Annotated in this window: 14 protein-coding genes and 1 pseudogene; 12 read left to right on the top strand and 3 right to left on the bottom strand. The window is 42.5% G+C overall.

Annotation, left to right across the window (positions count from 1 at the left end):
• Window positions 1–63: 63 nt before the first annotated feature.
• From TY03_RS08545 to TY03_RS08515, 7 genes and pseudogenes are all read left to right on the top strand, one after another.
• Window positions 64–1998: a sensor histidine kinase gene (locus TY03_RS08545; RefSeq protein WP_052332446.1), complete on the top strand. Its 1935-nt coding sequence runs from the start codon at window positions 64–66 to the stop codon at window positions 1996–1998.
• A gap of 5 nt (window positions 1999–2003) precedes the next feature.
• Window positions 2004–3755, top strand: a complete 1752-nt coding sequence (locus tag TY03_RS08540; RefSeq protein WP_042369340.1) for a bifunctional metallophosphatase/5'-nucleotidase — start codon at window positions 2004–2006, stop codon at window positions 3753–3755.
• A 5-nt stretch (window positions 3756–3760) separates the two neighbouring features.
• A complete protein-coding gene (locus tag TY03_RS08535; RefSeq protein ID WP_042368915.1) occupies window positions 3761–4228 on the top strand; it encodes a GAF domain-containing protein in 468 nt (155 codons plus the stop codon).
• A gap of 91 nt (window positions 4229–4319) precedes the next feature.
• Window positions 4320–4661, top strand: coding sequence for a hypothetical protein (locus TY03_RS08530; protein WP_042368913.1), 342 nt, complete (start codon window positions 4320–4322; stop codon window positions 4659–4661).
• 47 nt (window positions 4662–4708) lie between these two features.
• Window positions 4709–6895, top strand: a pseudogene (locus TY03_RS08525) (TonB-dependent receptor); the annotation flags it as partial.
• A 133-nt stretch (window positions 6896–7028) separates the two neighbouring features.
• Window positions 7029–8312 carry an IS1380 family transposase gene (locus tag TY03_RS08520; RefSeq protein WP_042366226.1) on the top strand — a complete coding sequence of 428 codons (1284 nt, stop codon included), beginning with the start codon at window positions 7029–7031 and terminating at the stop codon, window positions 8310–8312.
• 322 nt (window positions 8313–8634) lie between these two features.
• Entirely contained in the window at window positions 8635–9513 is an 879-nt protein-coding gene (locus TY03_RS08515; protein ID WP_042368911.1) for a helix-turn-helix domain-containing protein, read from the top strand.
• A gap of 29 nt (window positions 9514–9542) precedes the next feature.
• Here the strand turns inward: TY03_RS08515 and TY03_RS08510 are convergent, their stop codons facing one another.
• Window positions 9543–10124, bottom strand: a complete 582-nt coding sequence (locus TY03_RS08510) for a Crp/Fnr family transcriptional regulator (RefSeq protein WP_042368908.1) — start codon at window positions 10122–10124, stop codon at window positions 9543–9545.
• Window positions 10115–10618 (bottom strand): GNAT family N-acetyltransferase, encoded by a 504-nt coding sequence (locus tag TY03_RS08505; protein ID WP_042368906.1) that lies wholly within the window; start codon window positions 10616–10618, stop codon window positions 10115–10117. The genes TY03_RS08510 and TY03_RS08505 overlap by 10 nt, the downstream gene beginning before the upstream one ends.
• A 160-nt stretch (window positions 10619–10778) precedes the next feature.
• Here TY03_RS08505 and TY03_RS08500 point away from each other — a divergent pair, with 160 nt between their 5' ends.
• The 5 genes from TY03_RS08500 to TY03_RS08480 all read left to right on the top strand — a co-directional run bounded on the left by TY03_RS08500 (window position 10779) and on the right by TY03_RS08480 (window position 15450).
• Entirely contained in the window at window positions 10779–11105 is a 327-nt protein-coding gene (locus TY03_RS08500; protein ID WP_042368903.1) for a PadR family transcriptional regulator, read from the top strand.
• Between the two features lie 22 nt (window positions 11106–11127).
• Window positions 11128–12225 (top strand): PspC domain-containing protein, encoded by a 1098-nt coding sequence (locus tag TY03_RS08495; RefSeq protein WP_042368901.1) that lies wholly within the window; start codon window positions 11128–11130, stop codon window positions 12223–12225.
• Window positions 12226–12292: 67 nt separating this feature from the next.
• On the top strand, window positions 12293–13291 hold the full coding sequence (locus tag TY03_RS08490) for an MBL fold metallo-hydrolase (protein WP_042368898.1): 999 nt from the start codon (window positions 12293–12295) through the stop codon (window positions 13289–13291).
• A 52-nt stretch (window positions 13292–13343) separates the two neighbouring features.
• Entirely contained in the window at window positions 13344–14219 is an 876-nt protein-coding gene (locus tag TY03_RS08485; protein WP_052332429.1) for an AraC family transcriptional regulator, read from the top strand.
• Between the two features lie 79 nt (window positions 14220–14298).
• Entirely contained in the window at window positions 14299–15450 is a 1152-nt protein-coding gene (locus tag TY03_RS08480; RefSeq protein WP_042368896.1) for an iron-containing alcohol dehydrogenase, read from the top strand.
• 203 nt (window positions 15451–15653) lie between these two features.
• Here TY03_RS08480 and TY03_RS08475 read toward each other — a convergent pair whose 3' ends face one another.
• Window positions 15654–16313: a hypothetical protein gene (locus tag TY03_RS08475; RefSeq protein WP_042368894.1), complete on the bottom strand. Its 660-nt coding sequence runs from the start codon at window positions 16311–16313 to the stop codon at window positions 15654–15656.
• Window positions 16314–16421 lie beyond the last annotated feature (108 nt).

Genomic DNA, 16421 nt, shown 5'->3' with positions numbered 1-16421 from the left:
CTAAAAATCCGTATATTTGCCAATCGGAAAATAACATCGCAAATATAAAAAGTGAAGTTTAATATGTCAATAAAGGGCAAGTTTGTTATCGTTTTTCTTTTAATAATCGCTCGTTCTTATTGTCCTTTGCAGGGGCAAGCAATCGTCAGCGATAAATCCGTCCTGATTATTAGTTCATATAATCCCGCTTCTCACAAAACGACACTAACTATTTCCAATTTTATGGACGAATACACTCGTTTGGGTGGACATTGGAATGTAGAGACCGAAAACATGAACTGCAAAAGCTTTTCGGAGGCTCCTCAATGGAAATCCATGATGGCTGATATTCTGTCTAAACACACGGGAGAGCAAGCTCCTAAATTGATTATTCTGTTAGGGCAGGAAGCTTGGGCGGCTTATTTGTCGCAGGATGACTCGGTTGCCAGAAAGGTGCCTGTTATGTGTAGCCTAATTAGTCGAAACTCAGTGATGTTGCCTACACCGAATGATACATTGGAAACCTGGATGCCCGAGTCTCTTGATATCCTTTCGGGCGAAATGGGGCATCAGGAAGTGAAGTCGGGTTTTGTGTATGAGTATGACATACCGGCCAATATCCGAATGATTAAACATTTCTATCCTCAAACACGTCACATCGCTTTTCTTTCCGATAATACGTATGGTGGTGTTTCTATGCAAGCACTGGTGCGTAAGTCCATGCGTGATTTTCCTGATTTAGAGTTAATCCTGCTAGATGGCCGTTCCAATACTATTTATACTATTGTTGACCGATTCAGGCAATTGCCTCCCAATACGGTTGTAATGGTTGGTACCTGGCGTGTTGATAAGAACGAAGGATACTTTATGCGTAATGCAACTTACGCTATGATGGAAGCTAATCCTACGCTTCCCGTATTTACACCTTCAAGTGTAAGTATGGGCTATTGGGCAGTGGGAGGTGTGATGCCTGTTTATTGCGATTTGGGTAAGGACATGGCTCGTGAAGCCATACGATTAGAGATGTATGGAAACGACAGTGCCAACCATATAAAAGTGATTCAGAGTGCAGCAGAGATCGATTATAATAAGGCAACAGAGTTGAAATTGAACCTGACGAATTTGCCTTTTCCTGTAACGATAGTAAATGAGCCTCTTACATTTTATCAACAATATACTTATCAGTTATGGACTGTTTACGGCATTCTCCTCACGTTGGTTATCGGATTATGTGTTTCTTTGTTCTTTTATTATCGAACCAAACGGTTGAAAGACGAATTGCTGAATTCTGAAAAAAAATTGCGCGAAGCCAAAGAACGCGCCGAAGAGGCTAATCATTTGAAGAGCGCATTCCTTGCCAATATGAGTCATGAAATACGTACTCCCTTAAATGCTATCGTGGGTTTTTCTAATGTCTTGTCTGTGGGTGGAAACTCGGAGGAGGAACAACGTAGTTTTTTTGAGATCATTCAGACCAATTCCGACTTATTGCTTCGTTTAATTAATGATATTCTTGATCTTTCGCGTTTGGAGGCCGATCGTGTGAAACTGTCGGAAGAGAGTTGCGATATTGTATTGCTTTGCCGACAGATTCTCTCCTCGGTGGATGTAACCCGAAATTCGGCAGACAATACGTTTGTGTTTTCCAGTGATTTTGATACCTATATGCTAACCGTTGATATACAGCGGTTGCAGCAAGTACTTATTAATTTGCTAACCAATGCCGGTAAGTTTACTTCCAACGGCTTTATTACGTTGCGCTTTGAGATAGACGAACATACTCATAGTGCTTTATTCTCTGTATCTGATACCGGTTGTGGTATACCGAAAGAGAAACAAAAACAAGTGTTCGAACGATTTGAAAAATTAAATGAATATGCGCAAGGTACCGGATTGGGACTCTCTATCTGCAAGCTAACCGTTGAAAAATGGGGAGGAAGAATCTGGATCGATCCGGATTATACAGAAGGGGCTCGATTTGTGTTTTCGTATCCTTTAAATAATCAATGTGCCAATTAAAACAGATGAAAAGACTAACGACAATTTATGCCCTATTGCTCTGTTCTGCGCTTGCTTTGCCTGCACAAGAGCGTGAAGTAAAACTGAAACTCGTAGAAACTTCCGATATACATGGTAATTATTATTCATATAACTTCATCACCCAAGAAGAGTGGGCAGGGAGTTTAGCCCGTGTATATGCTTATGTGGAGGAACAACGTAAAACATATAAGGATAATCTTTTGCTGGTCGACAACGGAGATATTCTTCAAGGTCAGCCTACAGCTTATTACTACAACTACATAGATACCATTTCACCACATGTATGTGCATCAATGATGAACTATATGGGATATGTAGCGGGTAATATGGGTAACCATGATGTAGAAACCGGACATTCTGTTTTCAATCGTTGGATCGAGGATTGCGATTTTCCTATTCTGGGAGCCAACATTATTGATCGAAGCACAGCCAAACCTTACTTAAAACCTTATGTGATAGTGAAGCGCAAAGGGGTTAAAGTCGCTATACTTGGAATGATTACCTCCGGTATTCCGGTGTGGCTGCCCGAGAATCTTTGGAAAGGTTTACAATTCGATGATATGGAGGAAACAGCCCGCTACTGGATGAAGGTGATTCGTGAGCAGGAGAAGCCTGACTTAATAGTCGGTCTTTTTCATTCAGGGCAGGAAGCACAAGTTATCGGAGGCCGATATAATGAAAATGCTTCATTGGATGTCGCCCGGAATGTACCCGGTTTTGATGTTGTTATGATGGGGCATGACCATAGCCGTGAGTGTAAAAAGATTGCCAATATAGCCGGAGATTCTGTATTGGTCGTAGATCCCGCTTTTAATGGTATTGTCGTGGCTGATATAGACGTAACCTTTAAACTTAAAAACGGTAAAGTAAAGAGTAAGGAGATCAGTGGTAAACTGACTGATGTCAAAGACTATGGCGTCAGTGAAGCATTTATGACCCGTTTTGCCGAGCAGCAAAATAAAGTGCAGGCGTTTGTTTCTAAGAAAATCGGCACTTTCACCGAAGAACTTAAGACTCGTTCTGCTTTCTTTGGCCCGTCGGGATTTGTCGATTTTATTCACTCCCTGCAACTCGATCTGTCGAAAGCCGACATTTCTTTCTCGGCTCCCTTGGCTTTTGATGCTGTCATTGAGAAGGGCGATGTTCGGGTGAGTGATATGTTCAATCTCTACAAGTACGAGAATATGCTTTATGTGATGAAGCTATCGGGTAAAGAAATTAAAGGTTTTCTTGAAATGTCTTATTATATCTGGACGAATCAAATGAAATCGCCCGAAGATCATCTGCTTTGGTTCAAAGAAGTTCCAACCGAGGGGATGGGTGAACAGGCCGCTTTTCAAAACTTTAGCTTTAATTTCGACTCGGCAGCAGGTATTATCTATACAGTAGACGTAACAAAGCCGCAAGGCGAAAAGATAAACATCATTAGTATGGCCGATGGCTCTCCGTTCTATTTGGACAAGATATACAAGGTTGTTACTAACTCCTATAGGGGTAATGGTGGGGGTGAATTATTGACCAAAGGCGCGGGTATTCCTCAGGATCAACTGAAAGACCGGATTCTTTTTTCAACCAATAAGGATCTTCGTTTTTATATGATGCAGTATATTTCGGAGAAGAAAGTTCTGAATCCGCGTGCGCTCAACCAGTGGAAGTTTATCCCCGAAGAATGGACTACTCCCGCAGCCAAACGTGATTATATCTATCTGTACGGCAGAAACTCTAATAAAAAGTAAAAATTATGTCTGAAGACCTACACTTCTTATCGGGTAGTAAAGAGGAGCAATACCGCTCTTTGCTACCCCAAATTCAGTCTCTAATTGAAGGAGAAGAAGATTTGATTGCGAACCTCGCCAATGTGGCGGCAGCTCTAAAAGAAGCATTCGATTTCTTTTGGGTTGGTTTTTACCTTGTCAATCAAGATGAATTAGTACTGGGTCCTTTTCAGGGTCCTGTAGCTTGTACGCGTATTCGTAAGGGTAGGGGTGTTTGTGGAGTAGCTTGGGAAAGTGCTGCTACACAACTTGTACCCGATGTCGATGCTTTTCCGGGTCATATTGCTTGCAGCTCTCGTTCTCGTTCCGAGATTGTTATTCCTTTATTTAAAGATGGGGTGATATGGGGAGTGCTTGATGTTGATAGTGATCAACTGAACAGTTTTGACGAAATCGATCAGGTTTATCTAGAGCAATTGACTACCTATTTATAGGTATTTGTTAAAAAATAAAGTACTCTCTTTAGGCTGCTGTTACAATTATACGTATCTTTGCATTCTCAAAAATAGAAAAAACGATTCATCGGTGAGAAGTATAAAAAGAGTTCTGTATCCACTTCTGTTGCTTGCCTTGTTTGCAACCTATCAGGTAGGGATTACCTTGTTTACTCACGTTCACTATGTGAACGGTGTGATGATCACGCACTCTCACCCCAGTAAAGAAAAACACAGTCACAGCAAAACCGAATTGGTGGTTCTTGACCGTTTGTCTGTTTTCCAGACATTAGAGGCCGATGCCCCTATTCATTTTAAGCCGATACTTTCATTGTTGGCTTATATTGAAACGCCGGTTCGGGTGCCTGTGGCTACAAAAGCCCATCTCCGGGTACTCTCTCTTCGTGCACCTCCGTATTACAGTGTTTCATAAACCAATTTTTACTTTTCATTTTATTCATTTCTAACGTATTTCTTTTAATGAAACACTACATATTTATGTTTGTGCTCACCTTCGTGTGCATAAACCTCCTTGCTGTAAGCCCTATTAAAGAGGGTAATTTGATTTCCGGACACGTCATAGTGAAAGGAACCGATGAAAATATTCCGTTTGCTACGGTTCAGATTCTTGGGCGCGATGGGGGAACAGTAACCAATGAGCAGGGACAATTCGAGTTCCGCAAACTTCCCGTTGGCGACTATACGCTGCGTGTGCAAGCCATGGGGTATAAAACACAAGATAAGAAAGTGACGGTGAGCAAAGAGTTTGCAACCGTAGTCCATTTTCGTATGATCGAGGAGGCTTTTACTACCGACGAGGTAGTTGTATCGGCCAACCGCAATGAAGTGAGTCGGCGCGAAGCTCCGGTGGTAGTCAATGTAATGAGCAGTAAACTGTTTGATGCCATTAACTCTACCGATTTGGCCAAGTCGCTTAACTTTCAGAGTGGTTTGCGCGTAGAGAATAACTGCCAGAACTGCGGTTTTCCACAAGTGCGTATCAACGGGTTGGAAGGTCCATACTCGCAGATCCTTATCAACAGCCGTCCGGTTATCAGTGCTCTGTCGGGTGTGTATGGACTGGAGCAGATCCCTGTCAATATGGTTGAGCGTATCGAGGTAGTACGTGGTGGTGGCTCTGCCTTGTTTGGTGCCAATGCCGTGGGTGGTACGATCAATATTATCACCAAAGATCCTATTAACAACTCTTTTCAGGTAGCCAGTACCTTATCAAATATGAACGGAAAATCGTGGGAGCAGTACATGGGAGGCAATGTTTCGTTGGTCTCTAAAGACAATACGTACGGTATCGCTTTGTACGAAACCTATCGCAATCGCAACCCTTATGATGCTGATGGTGACGGCTTTTCAGAGTTGGGTAAACTAAATATGAATACCTTCGGACTTCGTGCCTATTATCGCCCTACGTACTCCAGCCGTATAAACATTGAGTACCATACTACAAATGAGTTTCGCCGGGGTGGAAATAAGTTTGATTTGCAACCTCATGAGTCGGATATAACCGAACAAACAAAGCATGTCATCAATAGCGGTGGTCTGAGCTACGATCGTTACTGGAATGAAGCGAAGCATAAAATGTCGGTCTACGGTTCGGTGCAGCATACCGATCGCAATAGTTATTATGGCGCAGGGAAGAATCTCAATGCTTATGGCAAAACCGACGATCTGACTTGGGTAGCCGGTGCCATGTATGTAGGTAATATGGATCGCTGCCTTTTTGCACCTGCCACCTTTACCGCCGGTGTTGAGTATCAGAGCAACTCGCTTCACGATGTCATGACCGGTTACCACCGCGATATGAAGCAGGATGTGCGTATAGCCGGTACTTTTCTGCAGAACGAGTGGCGTATGCATAAGTTTACCACGCTGGTCGGTATGCGCCTGGATAAGCATAACTTAATTGATCGTCTTATTGTGAGTCCGCGTATCAACTTCCTTTATAAACCTGTCGATAATTTGCAAGCGCGGCTAACCTATTCGACCGGCTTTCGTGCACCGCAAGCCTATGATGAAGATTTGCATGTGACAGCCGTTGGAGGGAAAGGGATACAAATCAGATTGGCCGACGGGTTACGCGAAGAGCGTTCGAACAGCTTCAGCGGTTCGATAGATTGGACGTTGCCCATCGGACACTGGCAATCGAACCTGCTTGTCGAGGGATTTTATACAGATCTGCGCCATGTGTTTACGTTGACCAATATTGGCGAAGATAAAAATGGTGACGAGATTAAAGAGCGTCGCAACGCCCACGGAGCCCGTGTGTATGGTGTGAATCTCGATGCTAAGTTGGCTCATGGTCGCGAGGCTCAATTTCAATTGGGCTTTACCGCTCAACGCAGTCACTACACCCAAGAGGTGGTTTGGCGCGAAGAGATAGACGGTGTTGCGTTGACCACGAAGCGTATGCCCCGTACGCCCGACTATTACGGTTACTTTACCTTTACCTCTGCGCCGACAAAGCACTTTGATTTCTCGCTCTCGGGTACGTATACCGGTAAGATGATTGTGCCTCATATGGCCGGCTATATTGCCGAAGACCGTATGGAAACAACTCCGCAATTTTGCGATTTGAACCTGAAACTGAATTATACCTTTTTGCTTAACGATCACATTAAACTACAGCTAAACGGTGGAATACAAAATATACCTTAAATCCGCAGTCATATTATTTTCAGAGAATCCAAACACTTGAGGATGAATAACATCCTCAAGGTTTGGTTATGTCACAAGATTCACCTAAATTAGTGCTACCAAACAAACCATAAAGGTACTTGTGCATATGACAACAAAAATAGCCATAAAATCAGATAATATCACTCCTTTTGGGGGTATATTTTACGCAATGGATGAATTTTCTCGTTTAGGACTGAATTCCGTGATCGATAAATCTTTAGGATTACGTTCTTCCTACGCCGGTTACCAATATAGCGAAATTATTTCGAGCCTATTTTGGATCTACTATTGCGGCGGTGACCACATCGAAGATATCGGCAAACACCTTGGCAAACATCTTGAATTACGCCCGGATACTGAAATCCCCAGTCCGGATACTTTATTGAGAGGCATAAAAGAACTCGCAGAATTGGATATCCACTATACTTCCCAAAAAGGAGCAAGCTATGCTTTCAATAAGGCGGAACAGCTTAATAGTTTGATGCTCGATATGCTCCTTCAAACAGAACAACTCAAGCCAAACACGCTTTATAACTTGGACTTCGACCACCAGTTTATTCCCACAGAAAAGTATGACACTCAGTATTCTTACAAGAAAAAACGTGGTTATTTCCCCGGCACGGCAACTATTGGTGGTAACATTGTTGGTGTGGAAAATCGGGCCGCAAACGCAAATGTCCGTTTTCGTCAAGCGGATACGCTCCAACGGACTTTTCGTCGTTTGGCCGATAGGGGAATATTCATAGACCGTTGCCGGATGGACTGTGGTTCTTATTCGGAAGAGATTATCCGTATGACACATGGCTACTGCAACAAGTTCTACATACGAGCCGGCAAATGTCAGTCTCTGTATGAAGAAATGACGAAAATCACAGATTGGAAAAAAGAAGAAATCAACTTCGAGAATTATGAAGTGACCTCCATACCTTTTACTTCCTTTTTGCAAGAAGAAAACTACCGACTTGTTATTCAAAGGCAAAAGCGTAAGGACAACCAATTGGACCTATTTGATGGTGAATACACCTATCGGTGCATCTTAACCAATGACCATGAAAGTTCTGAAAAAGACATTGTACTCTTCTACAATGCTCGTGGAGCCTGTGAAAGAACATTCGACATGATGAATAACGATTTCGGGTGGAGTCATCTTCCCTGTTCATTCCTCAAAGAGAATACAGTATTCCTGCTACTTACAGCCATGGCTAAAAACTTTTATGCTTACCTTATTGAGAAGGTTGCAGCCGTGTTTGAAGATATTGAACCGGTAAGCCGAGTCAAACGATTTATCTTTCGATTCATTACAGTTCCTGCGAAATGGGTAAAGACAGGCAGACAATGGGTACTCAATATTTATTCCGACAAACCATACAAGTTGCTTTGGAGTCCGTAAAAACAACTTTTCGTGGGATTACTTATGCCTTCAGCTAACTGGGGAAAGGGGAAGCTATGCCCTATAACCTGAAATCAAGGAGAAAAGCAGGGGGAAAAGCTACGAGTAGGAACTATTAGGTGAATTAAATCGCTATTTGAATCAGTTATAAATTAGCTGCGGATTTGAGGATATATTCAATAGTTTCCAGAAAGATCTCGATAAAGGAGAGTTCCGTGATTCGGGCTATTTTTACGGACCGACACAACCTCGTACCTTTTTCATTGGATGTAAGATTATGAATTAATCGATTAATATGTATCTTTGTGCAAAAAGATAAAATATGGATATAAACGCCATCCCATTGGTAGAGATAGACCATGTACGCTGTTTGCAAAACATCGATTTTATTGATAACGATTTTGCTATCTTCGATGATATTTCCGAACTTCCGGTAAGAGGCTACCCCAGTCGTATGAATGCGTCTGTGGTAAGCCTTTGCCTGAAGGGAAGTTATAAGGTTAGCATTAATCTACAAGAATATACCTTAACGGCTCATACGTTGTTAATTACCCTTCCCGATCAGATTGTTCAGAATATCAGTAAGAGCGATGATTTTGCCGGAGTTTTTATTGTGGTTTCCAAGGGCTTTGTCGATGATACGTTTCCCCGTATCACACAGATGCTCACATTTATGTTTGATGTAAAAGAAAGCCCCACACTTGCCTTGGCTCAGGATGATGTAGATTGTTTGTTGGAATATCATTCTTTTCTTTGGAGTAGAGTACGCATGTCTCACAATATCTACCGCAAAGAGATTATCCAAAATATTTTGCTTTCTCTTTTTTACGAACTTCATCATATTTATCAGCGTTGCATGCCTCAAAAGTTAAGGGTCATGACTCGGAAAGAGGAGTTGATGGAGAAGTTTCTACGTGAAGTAGCCGAAAATTACCGAAACCAACGATCCGTTAGCTATTACGCTGATAAACTCTGTCTCACAGCCAAGCATCTGTCGGGTGTTGTGAAAGAGGTGAGTGGCAAAACGGCTGGAAAATGGATTGATGACTTTGTGATTCTCGAAGCCAAGGCATTGCTTATGTCGTCCGAGATGAGTATACAAGAGATTGCCGAGTCCTTGCATTTTGCCAACCAATCCTTTTTTGGTAAGTATTTTAAGCATGCAGTGGGACTCTCGCCTCGCGAATACCGCAAGCGATAAGAAATCCATTTAACACCTTACTTCATCTTTTAAAGTATCCCTGCGCGTACCCTGCTTAGCGTTTCGGGTGTCATGAGCAGGTAAGATGCAATGTGTGACAGAGGTGCCCGTTTAATGATTTCCGGATGATTCTTTTGCAATAAATGATAGCGTTCGCGTGCTGTTTCAAATCGCCAGGAATCGGCTTTGACTTGCGATACAATCAGCGAATACTCCAATATCCGACGATACAGCAGATTGATTTCGGCCGATCTTTCGATCAGATTTAGCAACGTACGATAGGGAAGCAGATAAATGGTAGATGGCTCCAAGGCTTCTACCATCAACCGGGTAGGTTCTTGCTTCAACAGACTCTCGATACACATAACCGTGCATCCTTCGTATGAGAAATGCTCTGTTACATCTTTTCCGTTTTTGTAGTAAAATTGCCTCAACATTCCCTTTCCTACAAATATAATGTCATGGCATATATCTCCTTCATTGAGAGCCAATTCGCCTTTCTGTATCTCTTTGCAAATCAGTATATTTTCTAGAAGTAGTCGTCCCTCTTCTGTCATTTCCGGCAAGCGGGAATTCACTATTGCACGAACTGTTTCCTTTCTTAATTCCATAATTCCAATCCCATGATATAATCGTTCATATAATACCCGTTTCCAATGTCAAAATCGCCTTCGCGCAGCTTCTTCATGCCCATTCGCTCATAGAAATATACTGCTTTGTTGTTGCGATTCACATTTAACTCCATCAAACAAGGTTCGGGGTGTATCTCTTTGATGTATCGAACAGCTTGTTCGAATAAAAACTGCCCAATCCCTTTCTTTTGAAAAGAAGGCAGCACGTAGATTTTCTGCAAATGAAATATTGCATTCTCCTGCGGCTGTACCGACAGATAGCCACAAGCTTCGTCATTTAGGTAAGCTATGAAATAAACATGTCCTTCTTCTGTCATTTGTTTCTCTATCCGGTGGGGAGCATACATCCACTCCATCATATAGTCGAGCTGTTGGGGCGATAGAATGTCTCGATAGGTAGCCGGAAATGCAATAGAAGCCAACGTGTTGATAAAATTGCAATCGTCTGTACTTGCTTTTCGAATAGTCAACATATTTTTTTGTTTATATCTATAGGCAGCAAAGATACGTATTATTTCTATGGATAATAAACCGAATGAACGTTAATAGATTAATTTTTATTAAAATATAGTACTTTGCATAACATAGTACTATGATAATACATATATTTGTGGCGTATTAAAGAAAAAGCTTATGTATGTTGATAATGTAAAATCGCAAATGCGCAAAGGGATGCTCGAATATTGCATCATGCTATTGCTCCACAAGGAGCCTGCCTATGCTTCTGATATTATTCAAAAGCTCAAAGAGGCAAAGCTGATTGTAGTCGAGGGCACACTATACCCGTTGCTTACTCGTCTTAAAAATGACGATCTTTTGAGTTATGAATGGGTTGAATCGACTCTGGGACCTCCTCGAAAGTATTATACACTCACCGAGAAAGGAGAGGAGTTTCTTTGCGAACTCGAAAACTCGTGGCGTGAATTGAATGAAACTGTGACTCATATTGCTAACAAATAATTCTATAAATAAAGATATAACCATGAAAAAGACATTAACAGTCAACCTGGGTGGAACCGTCTTTCATATTGATGAAGACGCCTACCGTTTATTAGACAATTACCTGTGCAACCTCAAAGTGCATTTTCGCAAACAAGAAGGAGCCGAGGAAATAGTCGACGATATTGAAAATCGTATTTCCGAGCTTTTCGGCGAGAAGATAAATGCGGGTTCGCAAGTTATCAATATTGCCGATGTGGAAGAGGTGATTTCGCGGGTGGGTAAGCCCGAAGATTTTGATGACGAACCGACCTCAGACAGTTCATCCGACCAGAAAGGTAATGCGTCCGATACAAATGCACAGGGTACTCACACCACTTACCGCCATCGTTTGTTTCGCAACCCCGACAATCGAATTTTGGGAGGTGTTGCTTCCGGCATAGCGGCCTATTTAGATTGGGATGTCACCTTGGTGCGCGTGTTGTTTATCTGTTTGCTTTTTGTGCCTTATTGCCCCATGTTATTTCTGTACATCATTGCCTGGATTGTAATACCCGAGGCGCGTACGGCTACCGATAAACTTCATATGCGGGGGCAGGCGGTTACCGTAGAGAATATCGGCAAAACGGTTACCGATGGCTTTGAGAAGGTGGCCAATGGTGTAAACGATTATATGAAGTCTGACAAACCGCGTACTTTTCTTCAGAAACTGGGTGATACGTTGGTGCAGGTAGCCGGCGTTGTACTGAAGGCTTGTCTGATTGTTTTGGCGGTCATTTTTAGTCCGGTGCTATTTGTGATGGCTCTTCTTTTTCTGCTTTTGCTTGTTGCTTTTGTAATGCTGCTAGCCGGGGGTGGAACCGTTCTGTATCATATGTTTCCTTTGGTAGACTGGGCTCCTTTGGAATCGGTTTCTCCACTGATGGTGGTAGGAGGTAGTATGGCCGGTATTGCACTACTTGCTATTCCTATCTTGAGTATTCTTTATACGGCTTTGCAGCAAACATTTCATTGGTCTCCGATGAATACCGGTGTCAAGTGGACTTTATTTATTGTATGGGTCGTTGCCTTGGTTGTTTTCTTGCTCAATATGTTTAGCTTAGGCTGGCAGCTCCCGTTATACGGTATTCACCCTGTTTAATTTATTTTTCATTTCAGATACACATAAATCGGTTATCTTTGCGGGTGTTTCTTGATACATAAATTATATGGGCGAACATATTTGTTTTAGAAGAAATGACCGGTTGACAACAGTCAATCCTCATTGGAGAGGTAATCCGACGGTACGCGGACGTTTTTTTAATCGTCAGCATCGTTTTCGCCCCGGTATGGGTAGCGTACTGAAGTGGCGTTTCTCTCCCAATCCGCAACGCAAGGAGAAGCGTGATGAGAAGTGGAATCCTCAAGTCAATTACCTGCAATCGCTCGATGGTGTGGTGGGCGACTCACTAATATGGCTCGGACATAATTCGTTCTTCCTGCAATTGTCGGGCAAGCGGATTATGTTCGATCCGGTTTTTGGCAGCATTCCTTTTGTGCGCCGGCAAAGTCAATTTCCTGCCCATCCCGACATCTTTACCGATATTGATTATTTATTAATCAGTCACGATCACTTTGATCATTTAAACCGAAAAAGCGTGGCTCGCCTATTGCTTAATAATCCGCAGATGAAACTGTTCTGCGGCTTGGGCACCGGGCAGCTTATCCGAAGCTGGTTTCCCGATCTCGAGGTCATTGAGGCGAGTTGGTATCAGCAGCTCAAGGATGAACAATTGAAAATTACCTTTCTGCCTGCTCAGCACTGGAGTAAGCGATCTTTTCGTGATGGTGGACAGCGTTTGTGGGGTGCCTTCATGCTGCAAGCCGAATCGCTATCTCTCTATTATAGTGGCGATACGGGTTATTCTCCCCATTTTTCTGAAGTTCCCGATTACTTTGGTGCACCCGATTACGCATTGGTAGGGATTGGTGCCTACAAACCTCGCTGGTTTATGCGCCCCAATCATATTTCGCCTTCCGAGTCGCTGACTGCTGCTTTGGAAATGCAAGCCGGATTAACCATACCCATGCATTATGGAACGTTCGATCTTTCGGACGAACCCCTGCACGATCCCCCCAAAGTATTTGCTGCCGAAGCCAAGGAGCGTAATGTGAAGGTTGCCATTCCTGCCCTGGGTGAAATTGTAAAGCTGAAGAGAATGAAGTGATTTCCCCTGAGTAAGTAGCTGTTTATTGTAATTGTCTATCAAATTATTGTTTATGAATGATTTACCTTTGTATACGTTAGAGTCTTATTTTCAGGCGGCCCATAAACCTTGTATAGCCTTTAATTTAGAAAGGCTTTGTCATGAATCGCCCAATGACGAAACACTTCCTCATCGCCACGATTACTATCAGATAGTTGTTCTTGATAAAGGTTCGGCAGTCCATCGTATCGAGTTTGATACTTATCACATGAGTGCCGGCACTATTTCCGTTTTATTTCCTAAGCAGTTTCATCAAATCACTTTTTCGGATGATGCACAAGGATATGTCATCATGTTCTGCGACGAGTTGTTTTGCTCGGCAGTACTGAAGACAGAACTGAGTGCCTATACTATTTCTCTTCAGCAGCGACTTAATTATATTTGTCCTTCGGCAGATGATTATTTATCTATTTGTAAAGTTGTTTTACAGATTAAGGAACTTTACGAGAATCTCTCTATCGCGAAGAAAGAGCAAATCAAGTTCTATATAAAAATCATTCTTTTGCAACTAATGGAGTTGGGAACAGATCGTGAGCCTTCGCGGTCCGAAACAGAAGAAGCTACTATTTTTCTGCAGTTCAAAGATTTAGTAGAGGAGCAATTTCGTGTATGTCGCACGGTGCAAAACTATGCCGGGCAACTTGGAATAACCACCAAGAAGCTTAATTCGATATGTAATCAATACACTGGCGAAACGGCTTTGGCCGTTATACATGAACGTACTTTGCTCGAAATCAAACGCCTGCTTGTTTTCTTTGATTATTCTATCAAAGAGATAGCTTTTGATTTAGGTTTCGACTCACAGTCGGCACTCAATAAGTTTATTGCTTCGAAAGCAAATTGCACACCTTCCGAATTAAAATACCAGTTGGCGCATATTTATAAGTAATAGGCACTAATTTATAACTTCTCTACAGCGCATGTCGCGTACCTTTGCATCATAAAAATTAATTTAAAGAATTAAAGTGATGAGCAAATTGTATGTTACAGCCGAGACCTATCACGGTATAGGTTCTCTTGAAGAATTGAAAAAAATTAAAGGTAAAAAGGCAATTGTGGTGTGTGGCAAAGGTTCTGTTCAGCGCAATGGTGTGCTTGATCGGGCTTTGTCTTATTTAAAAGAAGCCGGCATTGAAAGTACCGTATTTGCGGGTGTTGAAGACGATCCTTCTGTTGATACGGTAATGAAAGGTGCTGAAGAGTTTAAAGCATTTCAACCCGACTGGGTTATTGGTTTAGGCGGATGCTCTTGCATTGATGCGGCAAAGATGATGTGGGTGTTTTATGAATATCCTGAACTTACATTTGCCGAAGCCGCAGTGCCCTTTTCTATTCCTGCTTTGCGCGACAAGGCACGTTTCGTAGCCATTCCAACGACAAGCGGTACTGGAACTGAAATGACCGGATTGGCTGTTATCACCGACCGCGAAAAAGGCGTTAAATACCCCGTTGTTTCTTATGAGTTGACTCCTGATATTGCTATTATTGATGGTGACCTTTGTAAAACAATGCCTAAAAGTGTTACGGCTCATACCGGTTTAGATGCTCTCACTCACTGCATTGAAGCTTATGTATCGAATATTGACGACAATTACGCTGATGCATTGGCCAAAGGGGGAATGGAATTAATATTTGATAATCTGGAGAATGTGGTCATGAACCCCACCGATCTGGTGGCTCGTCAAAATATGCATGATGCATCTGCCATGGGTGGTTTCGCATTTACCAACTCTTGGTTGGGTATTGCCCACTCTTTGGCTCACCAATTAGGTGGTATGTATCACATTCCTCATGGTTGTGCCAATGCTATCGTACTACCCAATGTGATACGTTTCAATAGTAAAGTGACCAATCGTTACAATAAGTTGGCAGAAGCCTGCGGACTGAATACTGCTGAAGAATTTGCTCAAAAAATAGAGTCATTGCGATTCAATATAGGAGTTATTGATTCTGTTTCGGCATATGGTGTAGACAAAGCAACTTGGGAGAAAAACCTGGACTATATTGCTACTAATGCATTGGCAGATCCTTGTACGGGTTTCAATCCTCGTCAGCCTAGCAAAGAGGAGTTGGCACAACTCTTTCAAGCTTGCTACGACGGTGCAAAGATTGCCATTTAACAGTTGTGTCTTTTCTCAAATAGACTAATTTTACATTCGTTAAAATCCAACAAATAACAAGCCGGGCAAGAGTACGTACTCATTGGATGCAAGAGTACGTACTGTTATACACCAAGAGTACGTATTTAACTAGCTGTTAATTACGTACTCTTTTTATTATGGATAATATTCGTATTAAATACTACCGGATTGCCTCTCGTGATTTATCTGAAATATCCGCTTATCCGATCGTATGCCTCTCCGTAACGCTCCATGTTTTGTATCGATAGAGGATAGTCTTTTGCCGGTAGGATGGGGACGATCTTCACCGGAAAGTCCTTTGCCTCGTACAGTTTGCCGCATACGGCCATAAATGCCTTACCATCTACGGGTTGGTAAAACGGTTGCTCGTTTTCCATCCCTACACGGCGAGGTTCGGCAGCTTTTAAGAAGGCTGCATCGCCTTCGTAAAAGCCGGCTTTCTGCAACCAGTAGTTCGTTTGCAGTGACATGGCCAATACATATTCGATAGTAGGATTTTCAGACAAAATCCATTTAATGTGTTCGATACCTTTGAGTGCTTTTGCTTCGGGGATGAATACCCGTTTGCCTTTGGGCGAGGGCTCTACTTCGTCGTTGCACAGGTTGGTGATATACACCTCTTCCGGAGAAACGCGGTTGCCCGTTAGCTTGGTGATGTAGTTGAACAGATTGCGGGCTTCTACGTTGCGACTGCGCTCGCCATGATCTTCGGGGAAGCGGCGAAAGTAGTAATCGGCAAACATCACATATTCGGGTACGGTTTCGGACCACTGTAGGTTAGAATCTTCGCCTATCACCAGTAGTTTCGCAGGCTTAATAGCCTTCCAGTCTTTTGTTCTCATTCTATTGCTTTTTAGTTCTTGTGCAAAAGTAGGGTTTTCCAATGAATTTGTTTGATTTATCCCGATTTATTGTGAATGTTTTCTCCCCAACCAAAAAAACTTATTAAC

Origin of the sequence: Bacteroides neonati (assembly GCF_000499785.1) — a bacterium.
Lineage (GTDB): Bacteria > Bacteroidota > Bacteroidia > Bacteroidales > Bacteroidaceae > Bacteroides > Bacteroides neonati.
This window is presented reverse-complemented; position numbering and strand designations above follow the sequence as displayed.

Excerpts from the sequence above, each read along its gene's own strand:
- TY03_RS08545 (WP_052332446.1), top strand. The coding sequence starts at position 64 with ATGTCAATAAAGGGCAAGTTTGTTATCGTTTTTCTTTTAATAATCGCT.
- TY03_RS08540 (WP_042369340.1), top strand. The coding sequence starts at position 2,004 with ATGAAAAGACTAACGACAATTTATGCCCTATTGCTCTGTTCTGCGCTT.
- TY03_RS08535 (WP_042368915.1), top strand. The coding sequence starts at position 3,761 with ATGTCTGAAGACCTACACTTCTTATCGGGTAGTAAAGAGGAGCAATAC.
- TY03_RS08520 (WP_042366226.1), top strand. The coding sequence starts at position 7,029 with ATGACAACAAAAATAGCCATAAAATCAGATAATATCACTCCTTTTGGG.
- TY03_RS08515 (WP_042368911.1), top strand. The coding sequence starts at position 8,635 with ATGGATATAAACGCCATCCCATTGGTAGAGATAGACCATGTACGCTGT.
- TY03_RS08510 (WP_042368908.1), bottom strand. The coding sequence starts at position 10,124 with ATGGAATTAAGAAAGGAAACAGTTCGTGCAATAGTGAATTCCCGCTTG.
- TY03_RS08505 (WP_042368906.1), bottom strand. The coding sequence starts at position 10,618 with ATGTTGACTATTCGAAAAGCAAGTACAGACGATTGCAATTTTATCAAC.
- TY03_RS08500 (WP_042368903.1), top strand. The coding sequence starts at position 10,779 with ATGTATGTTGATAATGTAAAATCGCAAATGCGCAAAGGGATGCTCGAA.
- TY03_RS08495 (WP_042368901.1), top strand. The coding sequence starts at position 11,128 with ATGAAAAAGACATTAACAGTCAACCTGGGTGGAACCGTCTTTCATATT.
- TY03_RS08490 (WP_042368898.1), top strand. The coding sequence starts at position 12,293 with ATGGGCGAACATATTTGTTTTAGAAGAAATGACCGGTTGACAACAGTC.
- TY03_RS08485 (WP_052332429.1), top strand. The coding sequence starts at position 13,344 with ATGAATGATTTACCTTTGTATACGTTAGAGTCTTATTTTCAGGCGGCC.
- TY03_RS08480 (WP_042368896.1), top strand. The coding sequence starts at position 14,299 with ATGAGCAAATTGTATGTTACAGCCGAGACCTATCACGGTATAGGTTCT.
- TY03_RS08475 (WP_042368894.1), bottom strand. The coding sequence starts at position 16,313 with ATGAGAACAAAAGACTGGAAGGCTATTAAGCCTGCGAAACTACTGGTG.